General features: G+C 72.1%; 14 protein-coding genes. 7 read left to right on the forward strand and 7 right to left on the reverse strand.

The genetic code is table 11. The features are described from left to right. Positions 1 to 97: 97 nt before the first annotated feature. The gene (locus ABIE38_RS15970; protein WP_354057941.1) at positions 98 to 1,345 is read left to right on the forward strand and encodes a PQQ-dependent sugar dehydrogenase; all 1,248 of its coding nucleotides are present in this window, start codon (positions 98 to 100) and stop codon (positions 1,343 to 1,345) included. Positions 1,346 to 1,352: 7 nt separating this feature from the next. Here ABIE38_RS15970 and ABIE38_RS15975 read toward each other — a convergent pair whose 3' ends face one another. Together ABIE38_RS15975 and ABIE38_RS15980 are read right to left on the reverse strand one after the other, a co-directional pair. After that, complete coding sequence (locus ABIE38_RS15975; protein WP_354057943.1) at positions 1,353 to 2,162, reverse strand: fructosamine kinase family protein; 810 nt, start codon at positions 2,160 to 2,162, stop codon at positions 1,353 to 1,355. Next, on the reverse strand, positions 2,159 to 3,457 hold the full coding sequence (locus ABIE38_RS15980; RefSeq protein WP_354057945.1) for an MFS transporter: 1,299 nt from the start codon (positions 3,455 to 3,457) through the stop codon (positions 2,159 to 2,161). Before ABIE38_RS15980 ends, ABIE38_RS15975 begins: the two co-directional genes overlap by 4 nt. Before the next feature lie 78 nt (positions 3,458 to 3,535). On the opposite strand from ABIE38_RS15980, the gene ABIE38_RS15985 reads away from it, so the two are divergent. The 4 genes from ABIE38_RS15985 (at position 3,536) to ABIE38_RS16000 (ending at position 7,970) form a co-directional block, all read left to right on the forward strand. Continuing rightward, the gene (locus ABIE38_RS15985) at positions 3,536 to 4,477 is read left to right on the forward strand and encodes an SRPBCC family protein (protein WP_354057947.1); all 942 of its coding nucleotides are present in this window, start codon (positions 3,536 to 3,538) and stop codon (positions 4,475 to 4,477) included. Between the two features lie 169 nt (positions 4,478 to 4,646). Beyond that, complete coding sequence (locus ABIE38_RS15990) at positions 4,647 to 5,714, forward strand: beta-ketoacyl-ACP synthase III (RefSeq protein ID WP_354057948.1); 1,068 nt, start codon at positions 4,647 to 4,649, stop codon at positions 5,712 to 5,714. 102 nt (positions 5,715 to 5,816) lie between these two features. Continuing rightward, entirely contained in the window at positions 5,817 to 6,905 is a 1,089-nt protein-coding gene (locus tag ABIE38_RS15995) for an SGNH/GDSL hydrolase family protein (RefSeq protein WP_354057950.1), read from the forward strand. Between the two features lie 84 nt (positions 6,906 to 6,989). Next, positions 6,990 to 7,970 carry an SGNH/GDSL hydrolase family protein gene (locus tag ABIE38_RS16000; RefSeq protein WP_354057952.1) on the forward strand — a complete coding sequence of 327 codons (981 nt, stop codon included), beginning with the start codon at positions 6,990 to 6,992 and terminating at the stop codon, positions 7,968 to 7,970. A gap of 42 nt (positions 7,971 to 8,012) precedes the next feature. Here the strand turns inward: ABIE38_RS16000 and ABIE38_RS16005 are convergent, their stop codons facing one another. The 5 genes from ABIE38_RS16005 to ABIE38_RS16025 all read right to left on the reverse strand — a co-directional run bounded on the left by ABIE38_RS16005 (position 8,013) and on the right by ABIE38_RS16025 (position 12,404). After that, complete coding sequence (locus tag ABIE38_RS16005) at positions 8,013 to 9,311, reverse strand: Dyp-type peroxidase (protein WP_354057954.1); 1,299 nt, start codon at positions 9,309 to 9,311, stop codon at positions 8,013 to 8,015. Continuing rightward, positions 9,304 to 9,930: a copper chaperone PCu(A)C gene (locus tag ABIE38_RS16010; protein WP_354057956.1), complete on the reverse strand. Its 627-nt coding sequence runs from the start codon at positions 9,928 to 9,930 to the stop codon at positions 9,304 to 9,306. The genes ABIE38_RS16005 and ABIE38_RS16010 overlap by 8 nt, the downstream gene beginning before the upstream one ends. A gap of 73 nt (positions 9,931 to 10,003) precedes the next feature. Next, complete coding sequence (locus ABIE38_RS16015) at positions 10,004 to 10,645, reverse strand: hypothetical protein (RefSeq protein ID WP_354057958.1); 642 nt, start codon at positions 10,643 to 10,645, stop codon at positions 10,004 to 10,006. A gap of 9 nt (positions 10,646 to 10,654) precedes the next feature. After that, positions 10,655 to 11,143 (reverse strand): NUDIX hydrolase, encoded by a 489-nt coding sequence (locus tag ABIE38_RS16020; protein WP_354057960.1) that lies wholly within the window; start codon positions 11,141 to 11,143, stop codon positions 10,655 to 10,657. A 118-nt stretch (positions 11,144 to 11,261) separates the two neighbouring features. Then, entirely contained in the window at positions 11,262 to 12,404 is a 1,143-nt protein-coding gene (locus ABIE38_RS16025) for a hypothetical protein (RefSeq protein ID WP_354057962.1), read from the reverse strand. A gap of 431 nt (positions 12,405 to 12,835) precedes the next feature. On the opposite strand from ABIE38_RS16025, the gene ABIE38_RS16030 reads away from it, so the two are divergent. Next, a complete protein-coding gene (locus tag ABIE38_RS16030) occupies positions 12,836 to 14,287 on the forward strand; it encodes a hypothetical protein (RefSeq protein ID WP_354057964.1) in 1,452 nt (483 codons plus the stop codon). Between the two features lie 63 nt (positions 14,288 to 14,350). Then, on the forward strand, positions 14,351 to 15,289 hold the full coding sequence (locus ABIE38_RS16035) for a PspA/IM30 family protein (RefSeq protein WP_354057966.1): 939 nt from the start codon (positions 14,351 to 14,353) through the stop codon (positions 15,287 to 15,289). The last annotated feature ends 87 nt before the right edge of the window (positions 15,290 to 15,376 follow it).

A 15,376-nucleotide genomic window follows, 5' to 3' on the forward strand; every position in this document is an offset into this window, starting at 1 on the left:
GCCGGGGTCTGTCGTCGGTGCGGTACCGCCCTCGGAAATATGTGCATATGGTTTGTGTCACACCACAAGTCGACCGCACACGATCGAGGGAGCACCTGTGTCACCGACCCCCACCCCCCGCCCGACCAGATCTCGCCTCCGCAGCCGGTCCATGGCCGGCCTCGCCGCCGCGGCGGCCGTCGCGGTCGCGCTCCCCGTGACGGCCATCGCCCAGACCGGGTCCCTGGGGTCGAACGACATCAGCATCATCCCGCCGAACATCCTGTTCCCGCCGGTCGTGGGTGTCGGCGCGGGGGAGGGCATCCAGGTGGTGGCGAGCCCGGCGGTCACCGCCACGACCGTCCTCGACCGTCTCAACGTCCCGTGGGACGTGGTCCGGACCCCGGACGGCACGATCCTCACCGGCGAACGCGGCGGCCGCATGGTGGCCAAACTCCCCGGCGGCGCCCAGCGGAATGTCGCGATCGACCTGCCGGGGTTGGTCCGCCAGTCCGAGAGCGGCCTCATGGGAATGGCGGTCGACGCCGGGTTCGCCACCAACCGCCACATCCACGTGTGTTGGTCCAGTTCCGACGGCGGGACCCGGGACAACCGGATCACCACGTTCCGGGCCGCCGACGACTGGTCCGCGATGACCAAGGTCCGCGACACGCTGACGGGGATCCCGCTCAGCGCCCAGGGCATCCACAGCGGGTGCCGCCTGCTCGTGGCCCCCGACGGGTCGATCTACGTGGGCACCGGTGACTCGCAGAGCCCGACCGGTCCGCAGTCCCCCACCTCGCTGGCCGGCAAGACGCTGCACATCCGTCCCGACGGTTCGCCCGCGACCGGCGATTCGGTGATCACCTCGATCGGCCACCGCAACATCCAGGGCCTGGCCATCCAGCCCGGGACCGGGAACGTCTACTCCGCCGAGCACGGCCCGGACGTCGACGACGAGGTGAACCTCATCCAGCCCGGCGGCAACTACGGCTGGAACCCGAACATCGGCGGCAGCTACAACCAGAACGTGCCGATGACCGACACCACGCGCTACCCGGACGCCGTCGAGGCCGTCTGGTCCTCGGGCCGCCCGACGCTCGCCAGCGCCGACATCGAGTTCCTCAGGGGATCGGCATGGGGCGAGTGGGAGGGCGCCCTGGCCATGGCCAACCTCAAGACCCAGAAACTCGTCCTGCTCCGTCTCTCCGCGGACGGGCGGTCGGTGCGGGACGCCGCCGTGCTCCTCGAGGGCGAGTTCGGTCGACTGCGCTCCCTGGCGCCCGAGCCGGACGGCTCGCTGCTGATGACCACCTCCGACGCCGACGGTCGGGACCAGGTCATCCGCGTCAGCCCGGCACGGTGACCCGGGGTCAGAGCAACAGGACCTTCCGGGCGGCGTCGGCCAGCGCGACCGCGTAGCCGGCGCCGTGACCGGCCGAGTGGGTGGCCAGCGGGTGCAGCTGATGGAGCGGCACCCGCTGCCGCCACCCCTCGCGCAGCGGGTGGCGCTCCTGATAGCCGCGCAGGATCTCGTCCAGGTGCGGCGCCCCGAACAGCGCGAGCATGGCCAGGTCGGTCTCGCGGTGTCCGCCGTGGGCGGCGGGGTCGATGAGCACGGCCTCGACGTCGTCGGCCCCGGCCGCGGCGCGCGCCGGCGCCCACAGCACGTTCCCCGTCCACAGGTCGCCGTGGAGGCGGGCGGGTCGGTCGTCGGGGTGGTCCACCTCCCCGGCCGCGATCCGGTCGCAGGCGCGCTCGACGACGGCGAGGTCGGCTCCGCCGAGCACCCCCAGCTCCACCGCGATCGCGACGAACGGCCGCACGCGCTGCTCGGCGTAGAACTCGCCCCAGGACCGTGTGGGCCTGCACTCCTGGGGACGGTCGCCGATGAAGCACCGGCCCGCCCAGCCGTCGGCGGGTGCGCCCCAGGCGGCGGCCCCGGCATCGTGCATCACCGCCAGCGACCGTCCGAACCGCCGGGCCGCCTGCGCCGTGGCGCGACCGGCGGGAACGGGCTCGAGGGAGATCTCGTCGTCGTCGACCCCCAGGACCTCCACCACCCGGGGCCCGCCGGGGGCCGCGGCGAGCCAGGCCAGTCCGGCGGCCTCGTGGCGGTAGAAGTCGGGCCCGTGGTCCGATCGGCTCTTGACGAACGGCCGTTCCCCTCGTGCCCCGCTCATGTGCGCGTCTCCTGCCTCGTGTCGGTCCGTCCGAGAAGCCGACCGGCCATCAGGGCGATCAGCACGCCGCCGACGACCACCGGCGCGACGGTCCACCGCATCCCGGCGTGTTCGGCGATGAGGCCGACCAGCGGTGGGGAGGCCAGGAACCCCAGTCGCATGACCCAGTTGAGGACCGCCAGGCCCGTGCCCGGGGTCAGGCCCGGGACGGAGTCGGCACCCACCATCGCACCCGGGATGACGGTGGCGATGCCCCATCCGGCGAGCGCGAAGCCGGCGAGCAGCACCGCCAGGAGCACGGGACCGTCCAGGACGAACGACGCGGCCAGCGCACCGCCCGACCCCGCCACCACACACGCCCCGCCCATGCGGCCCACATGCGCGGCGCCGAATCCGTCGACCAACCGGTCGCCGGTGAGGCGGCCGAGCAGTTGTGCACCCTGCACCGCGATGAAGCCGAGCCCCGCCAGCCCGGCACCGGCCACCGCGACCTCGCGTAGGTAGAGCGCCGACCACGTCTGCGCGAAGTCCTCCACGACCGCCGCGCACGAGGCGAGCAGCCCGAACGCCACCAGCAGCAGCATCGCCCGGCCCCCCGGGATCCGGCGGTGCGGGACCTGGCGGTCCGCGGCCGGCGAACCGGGGGCTGCGACCGGTCCCGGTGCGCGATCCAGGTCCCGCCCGGACCGGTCCTCCGCCACCGCGGCGCCCAGCCGCAGGGGGTACGCGGCCAGCACTGCGCCCGCGCAGACGACGCCGGCCGCGCTCATCTGGCCCACCACCGGCACCCCGGCCCCGGCCGCGACCGAACCCCCCGCGGCGCCGAGCACCGCCCCGAGCGACCAGACGGCGTGGAACCGGTTGATCAGGGACCGACCGTGGAGGAGCTGCACGCGGATGCCGTGGGCGTTCATGGCCACGTCGGTGACGGCATCGCACACACCGAACAGCAGGAGCAGCCCGGCGAACACCCCCACCGTCGGGGACAGCCCGAGGACCGCGGCGACGAGCGAGGCCACGACCATCGTGGCCACCGCAACTGCCCCGTCCGAGCGTCTGCGCATGAGGACCGGGGCGAAGAGCCCACCCACGAGTGCGCCCGCGGGATAACACGCCATCGCGAGCCCGAACGCGGCCGGGCCCAGGTCCAGGGCGTCCTTGAGGTCCGGGAGACGGGGGACGATGGCGCCGAAGATCGCCCCGTTCGCGGCGAAGAGCAGGGCGGTGGCGGCCACCGGACCCCGCAGAGCGGTCCCGCGTCCGTCCGGGTCGACCACCTCTCCCGTCGCGATCACGACCGACAGACTACGTCGTGCACCCACGCCGGTAGCGTTGACGACGGTAACGGTCGGACGGGCGGGCGGGAGCACGACATGTACGGGGTGACGGCAGGGATCGAGGCCACGGACGACGGTCGCCACGTGGTGTGCAGCGTGCCGCTCCCGGTGGCGCCGGGGGTGGTGTGGGACGCGGTCTCGACCGGCGAGGGCATCTCGTCGTGGTTCGTGCCGTGCGCCCTGGAGCCCCAGGTGGGCGGTCGGATCGTACAGTTCGCCGATCCCGGCGCCCCCGATCCCACGACCGGGCCGGAGGCGGCCGCCGAGGCGATGCTCACCGCCACCGTCGGCGAGATCACGGTCTTCTCGCCCCCCTCCGGCACCGCGCCGGGGGAGTTCACCTTCGAGGAACATCACTGGATGGGCGAGGGGATCCCGGTGCCCCCGTGGACGACCTCCTGTGAGGTCGCCGATGACGGCGAGGGGGGCACGGTGCTGACCCTGCGGTCCGGGTTCGCCTCCGGCGGGCAACTCGCGGAGGAGTCGGTCGACGGCAGTGTCAGCGGCTGGGCCCAGTCCCTGACCGTGCTGGCGCACCGGCTCACCCACCGGCCCGCGGACGGCGTGGTGACAGTCCACGCGGCCACCGATCCCGTCGCGTCGTCGGTGCCGGGGTTGTGGTCGCGGGTGCTGAGCCGGCTCGTGGCCCCCGCGGCCGGGGCCGGTGCGGTCGCCCGGGCCGGCGAGGTCGCCAGGTCCGGCGAGGTCGGCGGCATCGTGGCGGCCGAGTCGGAGGCCTCCGCGTTGATCGTCCTCTCCGCGCCAGTCGACGGTGTGATCGAGCTCTACGTCTTCCCGGCCGGGGACACGCCCGAGGACGCGACGAGCAGCGCCGCCGTCGCCGTCCGCGCGTACGAGTACGTGGACGTCCCGGGCGGGTCGGGCGCGCCGCTCGGGGCCGCCGCGGTCGACGGCGTCGAGCCCACCTGGGACTCCGAGCGCTGGCGTGGGTGGCTCAAGGGCCTGGTCACGGACTGACCCGGGGGTGGCGGTCGATCGGCGACGAAACATCGACGTCTGGTGCGACGATGTCCACCGAGACAGCAGTACTGTGTCGGGGAGCACCAGCCGTGCGCCGACCACGAACCGCACATCGCAAGACCTGCACAGCGCACGAACCGCACACCGACGAGGAGCACCATCTGCAATGGCGGATTCCAACGACACCGTGACCATCGCGACCAGCGAGGGCGCGCCCGGCACGACCCTCCTGGGCATCGGCGCCTACCGTCCACGTCGCGTGGTGAGCAACGAGGAGATCTGCGAGACGATCGATTCGACCTCCGAGTGGATCTATGAGCGCTCGGGGATCCTCAACCGCCGCGTGGCGGAGCCGGACGAGGGCATCGTCTCCATGTCGAGCGCGGCGGCCAAGAAGGCCGTCACCTCGGCCGGAATCGATCCCGAGCTCGTCGACGCGGTGATCGTGTGTACCTCCACCAACTGGACCCAGGTGCCGCACGCGGCTCCGCAGGTGGCCACCGACCTCGGCCGGAACGGCATCGCCGCGTTCGACCTGACCGCCGGGTGCGCGGGATTCGGCTACGGCCTCGCCGTGGCCACCAACATGATCCGCGGTGGCGGCGCCCGGTACGTCGTGGTGGTGGGCGTGGAGAAGATGACCGACGGTATCGACTTCTCCGACCGCAACACGGCCTTCATCTTCGGCGACGGCGCCGGAGCGGTCGTCGTGGGCCCGTCGGAGACCAACGATGTCAGTCCGGTGGTGTGGGGGTCCGACGGTGAGAAGGGCGACGCCATCCGCCAGACCAAGGACTTCAAGCAGTACGTGGACGAGGTCGACGCCTCCGCGGCCGCCGCGCGCGACGAGGCCGTGCTCCAGCCCTACCTGCTCATGGACGGCTCCAAGGTGTTCCGCTGGGCCGCCGTGCAGGTGTCCAAGGTGTGCGCGGAGACGCTCGAGACCGCGGGCGTGACCGCCGAGCAGATCCAGGCGTTCATCCCCCACCAGGCCAACGGCCGTATCAACTCGGCCATGGCCAAGCACCTCGGTCTCCCCGACTCGGTGGCCATCGCCAACGACATCGAGCAGACCGGGAACACCTCGGCGGCCTCGATCCCGCTGGCCATGGAGGCCATGCTGCGTGACGGCGAGGCCGAGCCCGGTCAGGTCGCGCTGTGCATCGGCTTCGGTGCGGGACTGTCCTACGCCGGCCAGGTCGTCCGCCTGCCCGCCGCGCCGCCCGTCGACTGACGCCCGCCGCCTCCAGACGGCGCTGCCTCCCGCGGCCCCGGTTCTCGAGAACCGGGGCCGCGACCCTGTCTGATGGACAGGTGTTCATGAGAGAGTGATCTCATGCACACCTCACGTCCCCGTCGTGGCGCGGGCCCGGCGATCACCGGCGCCGTGGCGGCCGCCGCATCAGTCCTGCTGACCTCACTCGTCTCCCCCGCCGTGGCCGGGTCGACCCCGGCGATCCCCGCCGCTCCCCCGTCCACCGGGTCCACGATCGAGCAGGCCGGCGGCTCCACGCAGACGCTGGGGCAGAACATCGCAGGTCAGATGAGCGGTGACGGCCTCGGCCCGTCCGTCTACGCCGGCACCGGAACCGGTCCGTCGCGCTATGTGGCGCTGGGCGATTCGTACGCCGCCGTCGGCCGGGTGGCACCGGGCTCCTGGGGCGCCGGGCCCGTCGCGTGTGTGCGGACCGACGACGCCTATCCCACTGTCGTGGCCCGCCAGCTCGGTGTGGGGACGTTCATCAACGCCAGTTGCGGCGGAGCCACCGCCGACGATTTCTGGGAGCCCGCGCGCAACGGGGCGCCACCCCAACTCGATGCCCTCGATGCGCGGACCGACCTCGTCACACTGACCATCGGCGGCAACGACGTGGGGTTCGCCGCGGTGATCGTGGCCTGCGCCCTCCGGCCCAACACCGCGCCCGAGTTCCTGCCGACGGTGGACTCGGTGACCGCGCGACTCGCCGAGGGTTTCGACGCCACCACCGGGTGCTCCGATGTGATCGACCGCCAGGCCGCGCAAGCGCTCGAGGAACTCGACGGGCGGATGGACGCGGTGTACGCCGAGATCGCCCGGCGCTCCCCCGCCGCGCGCGTGGTGACCGTGGGATACCTCTCCGCCATCCCGGACGACCGGACCCTGCTCGCCTCTCCCGACTGTGCCCCGTTCATCGCGATCCCCGAGGCCGAACGGGACAAGGTCCGCGGGTTCCAGGAGAGCATCAACCGGGTGGTCCGCGACGCGGCCCAGCGCAACGGGGCGACCGTCGTGATCCCCGACGAGCCCGGACACTCGATGTGCACGCCCCCGGAGACCCGGTGGGTCGACTTCACCGGCCTGCAGACCTCCTCGGTGCCCGTGCATCCCACGTCCGCCGGGCACGCCCACGTGGCCGGTCGGGTGCTGTCCGCCCTCTCGGGGTAGGTCCGACGCCGGCCGACGAGAGTAGAAGTTGCTTAGTTGCCACAACTACCAACGGTGGGGCAACCGGGATAGCAGACTGCGGTCATGTTCACTCCCCTACCCCGCCGCTCCGCCGGCGCACGCACCCTCACCACGACCCTCGCGCTGGCCGCGTCCCTCGCGTTGGCCGCCGCGCCTGTCGCGGCCGCGCAGTCGACCACGCAGACGGACGGCACGATCGCCGTCGGCTCCCTCGGGTCCACGGCCGGGACGCCCCTCACCGCGTCCGGGTCGCTCGGCGACCTCGCCCAGTCCGCCTATCCGGCCTACGTGGCCCTGGGCGACTCGTACGCGGCCTTCGGCGACCAGTCCGTGCTGGCCGACGGCGCCACCGCACAGGCGTGCGGCCGCAGCGCCACCAACTACGCCAACGCCCTCGACCCCAACCCCGCCGTGGGCGAGCTCACCGACGCCACCTGCGGCGGTGCCCAGATCCCCGACCTCACGGTGTCGCAGCGCACGGGCGTCCCGCCGCAGTTCGACGCGGTGGACTCGACCACCGACCTGGTCACGCTGTCGATCGGCGGCAACGACGTCGGCTTCGGCACGATCGTCGGCTGCATCACCAAGCAGGGGCCGTTCGCCAGCGTGCCGAACTGCCAGACCGCCATCGGCACCACCATCGCGGCCGGCATCGCGGAGACCTTCGGCGAGGGCGGCGAGATCGACGACGTCTACGCGGCGATCGCCGACCGTGCGCCGGGCGCCACTGTGGTGGCCACCCAGTACCTGCCGCTCATGCCGGCCGAGGGCGGGAGCTGCACGTTCACCAACCAGCTCAACCCCGCCGACGTGCAGTGGGCCCGCGGGGTGGCCGAGACCATCAACGACGCGGTCGACGCCGCCGCCCAGCGCAACGGCCACATCTCGGTGCTGCCCACCTCCGATGTCGACCGCAGCGCCTGCGCACCGGCCGACCAGCGCTGGACCGATTTCCTCGGGGGCGCACCGACCAACGCGGCCGCGTTCCACCCCACAGCCCTCGGTCAGCAGGCCATGGCCGACGCCATCGCCGCGGCGATCTGACCCCGCGCCGCCCCACTCTGCCGCTCCGGCGCGGGCCTCGGCTCACCCGTCGAACAGCCCCTGTCCGACGTACCCACCCTCCGGCGCGCCGGGCGGGAGCGCGAACACGGCCGACCCGATCGGGACGGTCCACGTGTTGAGCGCGTCCTGCTCGGCGAGCCGCCGCTGGACGGGGATGTAGGTGCGCACCGGATCGGCCTGGTAGGCGGTGAAGATCAGGCCGCTGTTGCTGATCCGGCCCGGCTCCGGCGGGTCGTCGTAGTTGTACGGCCGCCGGAGCATGGCCTCACCACGATCGCGCTGCCGGGCCCGGGCCATGTGGGACCCGGGCGGGATCACCGGCAGACCGACCTCGTCGAGGGCCTCGAAGTCGGCCGGGTCGTGCTCGTGGACCCCGGTCAGCGGGGCACCGGTGTCGATCCGCCGGCCCATACTCAGCTCGCGTGACGTGCGGTCGATCTCCTCCCAGGTGTCCATGGTCATGCGGATGCGGCGCAGCACCAGTGAGGACCCGCCCCGCATCCACCGCTGGATCTGCCCGTCCGAGGACCTCCCGTCGGAGAACACGACCTGGTCGAAGTCCACGTCGTCGGGCCCGGGGTTCTCGGTCCCGTCGATCTGGCCGAACAGGTTCCGTTGCGTGCGGCCGGTCGGGTCGGTGCCGACGGCTTTGCGGAATCCCCGCTGCGCCCACTTCTGCTCGGCCACGCCTCGCACGCCGGACGCGAGGATCCGGGCGGCGTGCGAGACGATGAGCGGGTCGTCGGCGCAGATCTGGAGCAGCAGATCCCCTTCCGACCACCGGTCCTCGAGCTGGTCGATCTGCGGGAACGCCGGCAACTGCCGCAGCCACGACGGCCGCTTCTCCGGCATGCGCACCGCGTCGAACAGTCCCGGACCGAACCCGATGGTGACCGTCAGCCGCGCCGGGTCCCGGGCCAGTTCGGGTTCGAGGTCGGCCAGACCGCCGCGACCGGAGGTGAGCCGGGCGGCGTCCTGGGACCACGCGCGCAGGACGCCCTGTATCTCGGCGCGGGTGGCCCCCGCCGCGAGGTCGAACCCGACGAAGGCGGCGTGAGCCTGCGGCGCCGTGGTGATGCCGGCCTGGTGTGGGCCGTGGAACGGCTCGGTGGCGGCCCCCACGACTCCCGAGTCGGCGACGGTCTCCCAGTCGGGGACGGCCTCGTCGTCGTCGAGGACTCCCCGCCCCGCGTACCCGGCGGCGCCACCCACCACGCCGCCGACCAGTCCACTCCCGACGACGGCGCCACCCACCACGGCTCCGGCGCCGCGGGTGAGCACCGACCGCCGGGACAGACCGCGGGAGGACTGGTCAGCCATCGTGGTTCATGCCCCCGTGGTCCATGCCGCCGTGGTCCATGCCGCCGTGGTCGCCCCCGACGTACTCCTCCTCGCCGCCGCGGAAGTCGCGGGCGGAGACGGTGACGTCCTGCTCGGTGCCACCGCCCTGGACGCCGCCGGAGAACTGCAGGGTCAGCGTGATCTGCTGGCCGGTGGTGATGGGCTGGTCCAGGTCCATCAGCATGATGTGGTTGCCGCCGGGCTCCAGGATCAGCTCTCCGCCGGCGGGGATGACGAAGCCGTCCTCCTTCTCCTGCATCATCATGCCGCTGCCGCCGGGGACGGTCTCGTGCAGCTCGGTGCGGCCACCCAGCTCCCCGGAGACGCCGGTCAGGTGGAGGTCGTCGTCACCCTGGTTGCGGATGATGCCGAAGACGCCGCTCATGTCGGAATCCGTGGCCTTGGCCCAGCCGTCCTCGAGGACGACGACGCCGGCGGACTCGGCGCTGGTCGTCTGGTCGGAGGCGCTGGTGGTCTCGGTCGAGTCGTCGGAGGCGCCCGTGTTCTCGGGGGAATCGTCGGAGGCGCAGGCCGCCATGGACAGGGCGAGGGTCAGTGCGGTGGCCGCGGCGAAGGCGGCACGGGTGTGGGAACGCATGGGTGTGTCAGTCCTTGATGTGGTGTGTGAGGTCGCCCGCCGGCGCGTGGCTCGGGCGGTGCGTGGGGTGGGATCACACAGCCACGGGCGGCGCGCGGGTGCCTCCGCGGGCCAGGAGGAACCGGTCGCGGAGGGCGCCGGCGTCGTAGGAGGAGACGAGCGGGGCGACGACGACGAGGTGGGCCGTGCCCGGAAGCGGCATCACCCGCGCCGCCACCCAGGCCAGGGTCACGGACAGGACCGCCACCAGGGCGAGGGTCACGGCGATCGCGGCGAGGTGCGCGCCGAGCATCCCGGGGGTCAGCAGCGTCGCCGGGGAGGCGGCCACCTCGGAACCGGCGCCGTCCATCGCGGCGCGGACGAGGGCGGGGTCGGTCACGTGGTGGCCGAGCACGGCGTGGGAGGAGCCCGGGGTGGCCGAGTGCGTGTGCCCGGGCGCCAGGAGGAGGTGGACGACTCCCTGTCCCGCGATCAGACCGGCCCCCGCCACCGGTATCGGGGACCGCTGCCGGGCGATGGCTGCGGAGGCCGCCCCCACGCCCGCGCTCGCCGCCGCGATCAGCAGCATCTGCCCGGGGGTCGGGGCCACCGCACCCGTCCCGGCGGCCAGCCCGTGGGCGGCGATGCCGAACACCGCGCTGACCACCGCGACGATGATGCCGACGACCGCGGTCACCACGGGGGGCACCTCGGCTCGGAACCGGTCGGCGGACATGCCCCGATTCTAGTTGGACTCGGTGATCAGCTCGATTCGGGTGCGCTCCTCGTCCGCCAGTCCGGCCTCGAGCCGGGCGAGCATGTGGGGGCGCATCTCGGGCAGGTCATCGACCGCGAACCAGCGGACGTCGGTGTTCTCACCGTCGGCGGGGTGCGGGTCACCGTCGAGGTAGGTACAGGCGAAGGTGTGGTCGAGGTACTGCGCGCGGTCGCCGTTGCCGTAGGTGACCATCCGGGAGACGCCGATGGACGCGACGCGGTCCACGCGGATGGTCACAGCGGCTTCCTCCCGTGCCTCGCGGACCGCGGCCTCGGCGGGATGCTCGCCCGGGTCGACGATGCCGGTCACGGGTGTCCACCAGCCGTTGTCAGCCCGCCGCACAAGCAGGACGCGTGCGCTGTGAGGGTCGCGTATGACGGCGGTGGCACCCGCCAGCCAGAGCGGCGCCGTCCCCACGTGACGGCGGAGCTCGAGGACGAAGTCGGGGACGGACATAGCCCAGAGCGTATCCAGACCCCGAGAAGTGCGGCGATCCCCGCCGACCGTGTGGTCGACGGGGATCGCCGGCGAACTATCCGATCGCTGACTGGGTCAGCACGGAAGAGTCAGAGACTCAGTTCTGCTCCTCGACGGGCTCGCACTCCTGGCGCTCCATGGAGCCGTTGTCCTTGAGGAACTCGATGGCCTCCGGCGGGAGGTTGCAGACGAGGCCAACGTTGATCTGCGGGAGCGGCGGGAGGTTGACGCCACCGGAGACGGCGAGGCCGATGCCGATGCCGGCAGCAGCGAGCGAGCCGACCGCGAGCAGGGTGCCGGCGTCGACGGAGCCGCCCTCGAGGGAGCCGGAGTCGAGCGAGCCCTCGACGATCGTCTCTGAACCCTCGAAGGTGGAGCCGAGGTCCGAGGAACCGAGGTCCGAGGAACCGGCCGTGATCGCGTCGAGGATGCCCTCGAGCGAGCCACCGTCGAGCGAATCGGTGTCGGAACCGGTCTCACCGAGGGAGCCGTCGGCCAGCGAACCGGCATCGGAGCCGGTCTCGGTGCCCAGCGAGCCCTCTTCCGAACCGAAGTCCGAGCCCGTGTCACCGAAGTCGGAACCGGTCTCGCCCAGCGAACCGTCAGCCAGCGAACCGGCGTCAGAACCGGTCTCGGTGCCCAGCGAGCCCTCTTCCGAACCGAAGTCCGAGCCCGTGTCGCCGAAGTCGGAACCGGCGTCGGACCCGGTGGCGATGCCGTCAAGCGAGCCGTCCAGGTCGCCCGAACCGAAGTCGGAGGAACCGAGCCCGGCGAAGATCGAGGCGAGCGAGCCGGTCTCGGCGTCGCCCGACCCCTCAGCGGAGCCGGCGTCGGAGCCGGTCTCACCGAGTGAACCCTCGTCCAGCGAACCGGCATCGGAACCGGTCTCGCCCAGCGAGCCCTCGGCGGAGCCGGCGTCAGAACCCGTCTCACCCAGCGAACCGTCAGCGAGCGAGCCGGTGTCAGAACCGGTCTCGCCCAGCGAGCCGTCAGCCAGCGAACCGGCGTCGGAACCGGTCTCGCCCAGCGAGCCGTCAGCCAGCGAACCGGTGGCCGGGTCGGCGGAACCGAGCGCGAGGTCGAGCCCGAGGCCGAGGCCGCCGAGCGAGCCCTCGGCGCCGAGGCCGAGTCCGAGGTCGAGCCCGGCACTGCCGGTCTGCGCGTTGGCGACGCCCGGCATGGCGCCGAGCGCGAGTCCGGAGGCGGCGATAACGGCGATCATCCGCTTGGTGTTCTTCATAGGAATTGCCTTCCTGTTGTTGGTGACGACCCAGCGACCCGGGTTCTCCCCCTCGTCGCCCGGTCCGGTGTGAAGCCCGGGGGCCACCCACCGTCGGATCGTGTCATCACCCTATCGAGCAACTTTCTGGACCTGTTACAAGAAGTCCGCTTAAGCCACAGCAAATGCCCAGCCGGAAGGTCGCCCTCAGAACCCGAGGTCCGGTGCCCTATTGCGCCCGAATTAGCCTTCCTGCGCCACTACCTCGCCTTATGTAGACCTTAAGAAATAAATGCCTATTGATAAATAACCTGACGACGGGTCATTTAGTGATATTCATCACTTCTCACCTGAATTCGGCGGACTCGCCGTCGGCAAGGCGCGCGACAGGCTCCCGCGTGGACGAATGTGAGGTTAACCTCGGATAAATCTGTCCCCGATCCAGGAGCGCCATGACACCGAACAGCAGCGGGGTTCAGTTCCCCACCGATTCCGCCGGGAACCGCTCCTCGGGGCGGCTGGCCAAGCAGGTCGTCGCCGACGCACTCGCCACCGTGGACCCGGCAGCGGGCGAGCGGGTCCACAAGATCAAGGACTGGCGCAAGGGATACATCCAGCCCTTCACCGAACTGGTCAGTGCGGGCGTCGCCGATGCCGCCGCATGGGACGGGGTGGCCCGCGCCGCGCTCGATTCACTGCAGTCCAGGATGGTCGGCGTCCACGAGGTCGACGGCCAGACGGTCGAGACCCCGATGACGGACTACCTCGCCGTCGTCCCCTCCCGATCCACCCCGGGGACCGAGACCGTCCAGGGCACGGCGGCCCCCGCCACCGAACTGTCCATCCCCTACCGCGGCGAGGAACTGACCGGCGCGATGCTGCGAGCCCGGCTGGACATGTGGGTCGACGCCGGGGTGATCGAGCCGAGCTGCGCGGACGCTCTCAGGTTGGTGCAGGACAACCCTGAGTGGCTCTCGCTGCCGGGCCGCGCGATGCTCGTGCTCGGCCTGGGTTCCGAGATGGGGCCCGCCGCCCGGTTGTTGCGGTGGGGCGCCGACGTCCTGGGAGTCGACCTCCCCTCGAGCCCGGTGTGGGACCGGTTCCGCCAACAGGCCGCCGGTTTCGCGGGCAGGCTCCACTTCCCCACGGACGCGGACGGCCGGCCGGGCATCGACCTGCTCACCCAGCTCCCCGAGCTCGCCGCCTGGGCCCGTGCGGCCGCCCCGGCCCCGCTCACGGTGGGCAGCTACTTCTACGCGGACGGCGGAACCCACGTCCAGCTCTCGTCTGCGGCCGACGCCCTCGTCGTCGACCTGTTGAAGGACGGGACCGCCGACGCCCTGGCCTACCTCGCCACCCCGATGGACACCTTCGTGGTCCCGGCCGACGTCCGCCGCGCCTCGGACGCGGCACTCGCGGCGCGCAAGGCCACCGACGTCAAGAGGATCGTCGGCGCCCTGACCGGACAGAAGGTCTTCCACCGCAACTACGAGAAGGGGCACGGTCCGGCCGTGCACGACGCGCTGGTGCCCCAGCAGGGGCCCAACTACACGCTCGCCAAGCGGGTCCAGCGCTGGCGGGCCACCACCGCGTTCGCGGAAGGCCACACCGTCTCCGTCAACGTCGCCCCCGCCACCGACACCCGCTCGGTCACCAAGAACAAGATCCTCGCCGCCACCTACAAGGGGGCGCACGCGTTCGGCATCGAGATCTTCGATCCCGCCACCTCGTCGGCACTGCTCGCCGCGCTGTTGGTCCACGACCTCAACGTGGGACGGCCGGACGTCGGGGTGCAGTGGGAGCACGAGTCCCACGGGGCGGCCTCGGGAGGGTTGTGGCGCCAGCCCTACCTGCCGCGGACCGCGCTGCCCGTGGCCGCACTGCTCGGTACCGTCAAGAGGTAGGAACACGCCCCGGACCGATCTGCCGGTCCGGGGCCCGCCGGTGCCGACAGTAAGGACCCCGCCATGCCGAACCCGTTCTCCAAGAGCTGGAACTACCTCAAGGCCTCGCTCGACAAGAAGGTCGACGACAACGCGGACCCCAAGATCCTCGTCCGCCAGGCCATGGACAACGCCCGCCAGCAGCACAAGTCGGTGACGGACCAGGCGGCCGCCGTGATCGGCAACGCCAAGCAGCTCGAGATCGCCATGGGCACCAAGTCCCGGCAGCTCGACGAGGTGCAGGGCCAGATCCGGCAGACCCTCCAGGTGGCCGAGTCTGCGCGCGCCGAGGGGGACACCGCCCGCGCCGCCCAGTTCGACGCGCAGGCCGAGCAGCTGGCCGGTCGGATGGTCACCCTGGAACAGGACCTCGAGAACACCAAGCAGCTGCACGGGCAGGCGGTACAGGCCGCCGATCAGGCCAAGCAGGCGGTCAGGGAGTCCGATCAGCGTCTGCGCGAGACGCTCGCGCAGGAGGACCAGCTCCTGCTCCAGGCCACCCAGGCGGAGATGCAGCACCGGACCGTCGATTCCATGTCCTCACTGGAGGGCGTCGGCGGAGGCAACTCGCCCACGTTCGACGAGATCCGCGCCAAGATCGAGGGTCGCTACACCACGGCGCTCGGCAAGCAGGAGCTCGCGGAGGCCACGGGATCCCCGTCCAGCGCGCAGCTCGACGCCGCCGCGTTCACCCGCGAGTCCGAGGGCAAGAGCAAGCTCGAGCAGATCCGGGCGTCCATGGGGCTGAGCGGTGGCGGCACCGCCGTCGAGGGCGCCGGGGCGGGTGGCGCCACCGACCGGCAGTTGACCGAGGGCGCCGGGGCCGACGCTCCCGCGGACGCCGCGACGCCCACCGAGCAGACGGGATCCTCGGGCCCCACCCCGCAGGGCGCGGGGACCGCGGAGCCGGGGCCCTCCGACCTCTCCGGTGGGCCGACCCTCCCCCGCGACACCAGGGAGTAGAGGGTCGCGTTCCGGAATTGAGGCCATGGCATAGGGCCGATGCGCGATACGCTGATGCCGGCGCTGCGCTGACACCTGCCCCGGCGC

Origin of the sequence: Dietzia sp. 2505, assembly GCF_040546785.1 — a bacterium.
In the GTDB taxonomy this organism is placed as follows: Bacteria; Actinomycetota; Actinomycetes; order Mycobacteriales; family Mycobacteriaceae; genus Dietzia.

Bases quoted from the DNA above. Each gene is read 5' to 3' on its own strand.
- ABIE38_RS15975 (WP_354057943.1), bottom strand. From the start codon at position 2,162: ATGAGCGGGGCACGAGGGGAACGGCCGTTCGTCAAGAGCCGATCGGAC.
- ABIE38_RS15985 (WP_354057947.1), top strand. From the start codon at position 3,536: ATGTACGGGGTGACGGCAGGGATCGAGGCCACGGACGACGGTCGCCAC.
- ABIE38_RS15990 (WP_354057948.1), top strand. From the start codon at position 4,647: ATGGCGGATTCCAACGACACCGTGACCATCGCGACCAGCGAGGGCGCG.
- ABIE38_RS15995 (WP_354057950.1), top strand. From the start codon at position 5,817: ATGCACACCTCACGTCCCCGTCGTGGCGCGGGCCCGGCGATCACCGGC.
- ABIE38_RS16000 (WP_354057952.1), top strand. From the start codon at position 6,990: ATGTTCACTCCCCTACCCCGCCGCTCCGCCGGCGCACGCACCCTCACC.
- ABIE38_RS16005 (WP_354057954.1), bottom strand. From the start codon at position 9,311: ATGGCTGACCAGTCCTCCCGCGGTCTGTCCCGGCGGTCGGTGCTCACC.
- ABIE38_RS16010 (WP_354057956.1), bottom strand. From the start codon at position 9,930: ATGCGTTCCCACACCCGTGCCGCCTTCGCCGCGGCCACCGCACTGACC.
- ABIE38_RS16015 (WP_354057958.1), bottom strand. From the start codon at position 10,645: ATGTCCGCCGACCGGTTCCGAGCCGAGGTGCCCCCCGTGGTGACCGCG.
- ABIE38_RS16020 (WP_354057960.1), bottom strand. From the start codon at position 11,143: ATGTCCGTCCCCGACTTCGTCCTCGAGCTCCGCCGTCACGTGGGGACG.
- ABIE38_RS16025 (WP_354057962.1), bottom strand. From the start codon at position 12,404: ATGAAGAACACCAAGCGGATGATCGCCGTTATCGCCGCCTCCGGACTC.
- ABIE38_RS16030 (WP_354057964.1), top strand. From the start codon at position 12,836: ATGACACCGAACAGCAGCGGGGTTCAGTTCCCCACCGATTCCGCCGGG.
- ABIE38_RS16035 (WP_354057966.1), top strand. From the start codon at position 14,351: ATGCCGAACCCGTTCTCCAAGAGCTGGAACTACCTCAAGGCCTCGCTC.